Source organism: Gelidibacter sp. (assembly GCF_035515035.1).
Taxonomy (GTDB): domain Bacteria; phylum Bacteroidota; class Bacteroidia; order Flavobacteriales; family Flavobacteriaceae; genus Gelidibacter.
On sequence record NZ_DATJCA010000183.1, the window covers coordinates 1 to 5,856 of the forward strand.

The 5,856-nt window shown below is 39.9% G+C and carries 6 protein-coding genes and 1 pseudogene; all 7 read right to left on the reverse strand.

Annotated features, from left to right (window positions below; genetic code table 11):
• A pseudogene (locus VLZ86_RS16140) lies at nucleotides 1-817 on the reverse strand (heavy metal translocating P-type ATPase); the annotation flags it as partial.
• Nucleotides 818-826: 9 nt separating this feature from the next.
• Nucleotides 827-1,183, reverse strand: coding sequence for an STAS/SEC14 domain-containing protein (locus VLZ86_RS16145; protein WP_026814633.1), 357 nt, complete (start codon nucleotides 1,181-1,183; stop codon nucleotides 827-829).
• 49 nt (nucleotides 1,184-1,232) lie between these two features.
• Nucleotides 1,233-1,649, reverse strand: a complete 417-nt coding sequence (locus tag VLZ86_RS16150) for a Fur family transcriptional regulator (RefSeq protein ID WP_026814632.1) — start codon at nucleotides 1,647-1,649, stop codon at nucleotides 1,233-1,235.
• A gap of 4 nt (nucleotides 1,650-1,653) precedes the next feature.
• The gene (locus VLZ86_RS16155; RefSeq protein WP_026814631.1) at nucleotides 1,654-2,037 is read right to left on the reverse strand and encodes a YkvA family protein; all 384 of its coding nucleotides are present in this window, start codon (nucleotides 2,035-2,037) and stop codon (nucleotides 1,654-1,656) included.
• A gap of 12 nt (nucleotides 2,038-2,049) precedes the next feature.
• On the reverse strand, nucleotides 2,050-2,382 hold the full coding sequence (locus VLZ86_RS16160) for a P-II family nitrogen regulator (RefSeq protein ID WP_026814630.1): 333 nt from the start codon (nucleotides 2,380-2,382) through the stop codon (nucleotides 2,050-2,052).
• A 106-nt stretch (nucleotides 2,383-2,488) separates the two neighbouring features.
• Nucleotides 2,489-3,709: an efflux RND transporter periplasmic adaptor subunit gene (locus VLZ86_RS16165; protein ID WP_026814629.1), complete on the reverse strand. Its 1,221-nt coding sequence runs from the start codon at nucleotides 3,707-3,709 to the stop codon at nucleotides 2,489-2,491.
• An 18-nt stretch (nucleotides 3,710-3,727) separates the two neighbouring features.
• The coding region (locus tag VLZ86_RS16170; RefSeq protein ID WP_325453302.1) for an efflux RND transporter permease subunit at nucleotides 3,728-5,856 on the reverse strand (2,129 nt) is incomplete at its 5' end.

Genomic DNA, 5,856 nt, shown 5'->3' on the forward strand with positions numbered 1-5,856 from the left:
GCGTGTAGATTCTTGCAAACTTTCTGATAAACAGTTCGGTTTTTGATTTACGAGCTGTTGCATTCTGCACCATATCAAGGATACGCGCAATAGAACTATCCTTAAATTCTTTGGTCGTTTCAATCTCAATAACGCCATCCAAATTGATGCTTCCAGCAAAAACTTTTTCTCCTTTTGCAATGGTATCCGGTTTGCTCTCGCCTGTTAATGCTGCTGTATTGAATGAGCCTTTGTCGGAAAGTAAAATTCCATCCAAAGGAATTTTTTCGCCCACACGAACCTGTACTTTTTCGCCAATTTCAACGGTTTCAGGATTTACAGAAATGTAATCGTTGTTTCGATAAACCAAAGCTTCATTAGGTCTTACATCGAGCAAGGCTTTGATATTGCTTTTGGCTCGATTGACCGCTGCGTTTTGGAACAATTCGCCCACTGCGTAAAAAAGCATTACTGCCACACCTTCGGGATATTCGCCAATGGCGAATGCTCCAATGGTAGCAATGGACATCAACAGAAATTCCGTAAAGAAATCGCCTTTTATGATGCTGTTCCAGCCTTCTTTTATCACGGGAAAACCTACTGGAAGGTATGCTATTACATACCAAACGATACGTACCCAATCCTTAAAAAATGCAACATCAAAATAGTCCATAGCGATACCGATAATCAGCATCACAAAACTGAAAATTGCTGGTAGATAGGTTTTAAATTTTCCTACACTTTCCGGGTCGCTATGGTTGTGGCCATCGTCGTGTGCGTGTTCTCCTTTATGTTCTTCGGTATTGATATCACGAAGATTTTGTTTTTTCTTGCTCATTTTATTTTATTATAAATTTATCCATTGCTTGGCTTGTTCCTTATCTTTTAAATCAAAATATCTTACCTCTGAACCGGTAAAGAAATCGGTTGCCTTGGCAGCCCATTCTTGCCATTTCCTTTCGCCCACAAATGCCATTTTGCCATAATCGGAAAGATGTGAGTTGTCTACTTTAATATCTACCCAAAGACCTTGCAGGTCGTAACCGTGGAAATCTTTCATTTCAAAATAGAAATCAACCTTCTGGTTGGTTTTAAGGATTTTGTGGATTAGTAAATGGATTTTTTCTACATCTTCTTTAGAGATTTTACCTCCCAGAAAGGCGGCAATCAAATTGGTTTTTTCAAAATTTAGAAACTGTACCATAATTTTTTTTTATCAATTTAATGAAATAAAAAGTGCAATGGAAGTGCATTTATTGGCCGCTACACTTCTCACAGATTCCTTTTACGACCAAATTAACGTCTTCTGCCAAGTACCCTTCGGGCAGATTGATATGAGGAATTTTATGTTTTGTGAGACAAACCGTTTCATTGCAGTTTAAGCAATGAAAATGAAGGTGCAAATCCTGTTCTATCTCGCAATTGCATCCTTTATCACATAAAGCATATTTGGTAATTCCCGTGCCGTCATCAATTTGGTGGACAATTCCGTTTTCCTCAAAAGTTTTAAGGGTTCTGTACAAGGTAGTCCTGTCTGCTTTTGTGAAAGCATTTTCTATATCTGCTAGGGCGACCGCAATTTCTTTTTCGGCCATATACTTGTAAATCAGGACGCGCATTGCCGTAGGGCGAACTTTTTTGTCTTCTAAAAATGTTTCTATTTCTTTCATCGAATTATCTATTAATGAATATGTGGCTAACAATTAGGTAAACCGCCAAAATCCAGATGAAGGCAATTATTACACCTGCCACTATACTTTTCTTTTTATCCCAACTGTATGTTCGGGCTCGCTCCCTACATTCTTTAATAACCTCATTGGGAATGAGTTTTATCGCACAATAAATACCCAAAGGCAATAGGATGATATCATCTAACAGACCAAGCACGGGAATAAAATCGGGTATCAGGTCGATGGGGCTTAAGGCATAGCCGATAACCAAAATTATTATCGCTTTAGCCGTCCACGGTGTTCTTGGATGGCTATAGGCAAGATGTAGCACCACAAGTTCCTGCTTGAGTTTTTTTGCTTTTTCCTTTATGGTTTTTAAGAATCCCATTAGTCTGCAACCCTAATCTTTCTTTAGGGAATCTCCCGTTTTTATCTGAAAAGCATCTTCAATATTTGCTATATAAATAATACCATCTCCAGGTTCTTCCGTTTTGCTATTTTTTAAAATTATCTCAATTGCCGCTTGGGCTTCCTCATTTTGGCAGACCAGTTCCAACTTAACCACTGGACTATCAGTCACGTGAAAATCCAGCGACGGTCTTGCTCCTTTTGACTTGAATGCGCCAGTCCCTTCTGCCTGTGAAAGTGTCATACTCTTAAACCCGTTATCTGATAGTGCTTCAATGACTCTTTGGATTCGGTTCGGTTTTATAAATGCTTTTATTTCTTTCATATCATAAATTTTTAATCGATGTTGAACCGAGCCTGTTTTTCAATTTTTAACTAACTAATTAAGACGATAAACAAACCCGGAATCAAAACCTTTGATTATTGCTGAATTAATGTCCGTGTTCCAGTTCGCCTTTAATCATTTCCGAAGACAGGTTATAAGCTCCTTTTATAACCACTTTAGCATCTTTTGAAACTTCGGCAGGCAGATTGACTTCAACAAAGCCTAAATCAGTAATACCGACCGTTACGGGTATCATTTTAAACTTCATTTTGTTCGCTTCCATTTGTTCATCTTCATCGAGAATAAAAATAAAAGATTGCTCGCCCTCTTTAATAATGGCAGCTTCGGGTATTGCAAAACCCTTTTTTTCGCCCTGCACTATTCGCCCTTGCACGTACATACCCGGCAATAGGTTTTTATCCTTGTTTTCAATATCTGCCAGAACTTCCAAGGCTTTTGGTTCGGTGTTGAATGTTTTACCCACAGACCGAACGGTTGCTTTAAGCAGTTCATCTGGACGAGAGGCCGTTGAAAAATATATCTGTTGTCCTTTCTTGATTTGCTTTATGTCCTTCTCATATATTTTGAAGTTGACATAAATCTTTGAATTATCGCTTATTGAGAACATTTTGGATTGTTGCGCCACATAGTCGCCAAGGCTAATCATTACTTCATCCACGTAACCACTTATGGGCGTTGTAATGGGTACAGCGGAATATATTTGACCTTCAGCCACTTTGTCCGGATTAATGCCCAACAGTTTCAATTGGGAACGCAAACCATTGACGCTGGACGTTGTGGAACGAAATTTTGACTGCGCCATCTGAAATTCCTTGCCCGAAGAAACACCTTTGTCATAAAGGGTCTGCTTGCGTTCAAAATCCTGTTTCAAAAAGACCAGTTCGTCATTTTTTTCCTGATATTCCTGTTGCATTGCAATGATGTCTGGGTGTTCTATATATGCCAACACCTGCCCTCTACTTACGTTATCTCCGGGTATTACTTTTATGGAACTCACATTTCCACCAACAAACGGATTGATATTCGCCTTATCCTGTGGGAAAAGTTCCAGCGTACCTGTTACCTTAATGTTGTTCCCTAAATTCCGTTCCTCCAGAGGTTTCGTTTCCAAACCGATGGTTTCGGCCTGTTGCTTTGTAAGTCCCACAACGCCTTCTTCCTCGCTGTGACCACCTTCTTCGAATTGCTTCGTTTTTTCCGAAGATGCAATTTCTTCAGTATGACCTGATTCTGAATCTGCCTTATTATTGCAACCTATAAATAATGAGGTTACTAAAGCTAAACTAATTATAGATAAATATTTCATTTTATTTTTCATTTTATATTATAGATTGCCCAACTGATATTGTACCTCAATAGACTGCTGGTTATACTGATTGATGTATTGTAAATGGTTTTGTTTAATACGGATGGCGCTGTTGAGAATTGTGATGTAATTGACGTAATCTATTTCGCCTTCTTTAGAAGCCAACTGCGCTGTGGTAATTTGTTCTTCTGCCAACAATAGTGCGCCTTCTTCGTAATAATGCAAAATCTTCTTGGTTTTTTCGAGTGATTTGGCCAATTGCGACACGCGACTTTCTGTAACCGCTTTTTGCTCCAAATATTGACTCTCTGCAACCATTGCGTCTGCCTTCGCTGCCTTGACTCTTGACTTCTGCGGAAAAAACCATAACGGAATGCTAATACCTGCCTGATAGGTATTAAACCCTGAAACATCATCCACAACCTGCCTACCATACGATAAACTGAATTTTGGTAGGAATTGCGATTTTTCAACGCCCACATTTGCTTTACTTACTTCGGCATTCTGCAAGGCATATTGCAACATTGGGTTATTGGCAACCGAAGCTGAATTCAATGTTGCGATAAAATCCAATGGCTCGTAAGAACCATCTACCGTTTCAATGGATTCGTCCGTTCCCAAATATTGTTTTAAGGCACGTTTGGCAATTTCAATATCATCATAGGCTTGTTGCCTTAACACTTGAATCTGTTGAAATTCTGAAGAGGCTGCAATAAATTCCAACTTGCCTGTTTCTCCAGTGTCATACCGAAGTTGGGCAGCGGCCTTAAAATTGGCATAAGTACTGTCCAATTGATCAGCAAAACGCAACTGTGCCTTGTAATAATTAATTTGGTCATAGGCTTGCATCACATTGCGCACCAACTGTTGTTCACTGGCCACATAAAACTTTTCTCCCAAGGCAATGCGCTCTTTGTAAAACTTCGATTTTGAAAATCCTGAAAGCAAATCAATGTTGCCTTGTTGCACACCAACGGTTGTCTGAACGCCAGGAAGATTATTGCCATATTCTTCCTTGCCCGTGAAAACTTGAGTGCTACCAAGGTCAAAACTCGTTCCCTTTAGTGCCTTTTCCCGTTCAATAAATGCCTGACTCTCCTTAAGCGATGGATAATTCTGCTTTGCCATCGCAATAGCCTCATCTACGGTCAAGGTTTTTGGAATTGTGCCATCTGGACTGGTGTTTTGGGCAAAAGCAGTTCCCGAAGCCATCAAACCACCAACCATCAATAGTACGGTTACAATGTTCGTGGATTTGTTGATGTAGCTTACATCTCCACCAGTATTGTTTCGTTCCTTTCTCGATTCAAGCCAATAATAAAGAATAGGTATAACCACCAAGGTCAGAAATGTTGCCGTAAGCATTCCTCCAATGACTACTGTTGCCAAGGGGCGCTGTACTTCTGCACCACCAGAGGTGGAAACCGCCATGGGTATAAAACCCATAATTGTTGTAATGGCTGTTAATAAAATTGGACGTAAACGTTCATGTGTAGCTTCGTATATACGTTTTTTTATATCTGTCATTCCACTGTCTTTTAGTTCATTGAATTTGTTTATGAGTATGAGACCGTTTAATACGGCAACTCCGAAGAGTACGATAAACCCGACTCCAGCCGAAATACTGAAAGGCATTCCACGAATCAACAAAACGAAAACACCACCAATGGCCGCCAATGGCACTGCCATATAGATCATCAAGGCTTGTGTAAATGAATTCAAAGCAAAGTAAAGCAGAACAAATATTGTTAATAGAACGATTGGGACTACAATCATCAATCGGTCTGACGCTCGTTGCAGGTTTTCAAATGACCCTCCGTAAGTAACATAATAACCTGGAGGCAGTTTCACTTCCATTTCCAGTTTTTGCTGAATCTCCTCAACCATCGATTTTACATCGCGCCCGCGAACATTCACGCCCACGGAAGTTCGACGAGAAGTATTATCCCTTGAAATCTGCATTGGCCCGGGTTTATAGCTAATTTCCGCCACTTCCTTTAACGGTACTTGTGCACCGTTTGGCAGATCGATATAAAGATCTTTTAAGCTGTTGATATCTTGTCGATATTCTTCTGCCAAACGAATGACCACATCAAAGCGCTTCTCCCCTTCAAATATGACACCTGCCTTTTCTCCAGCAAATGCAG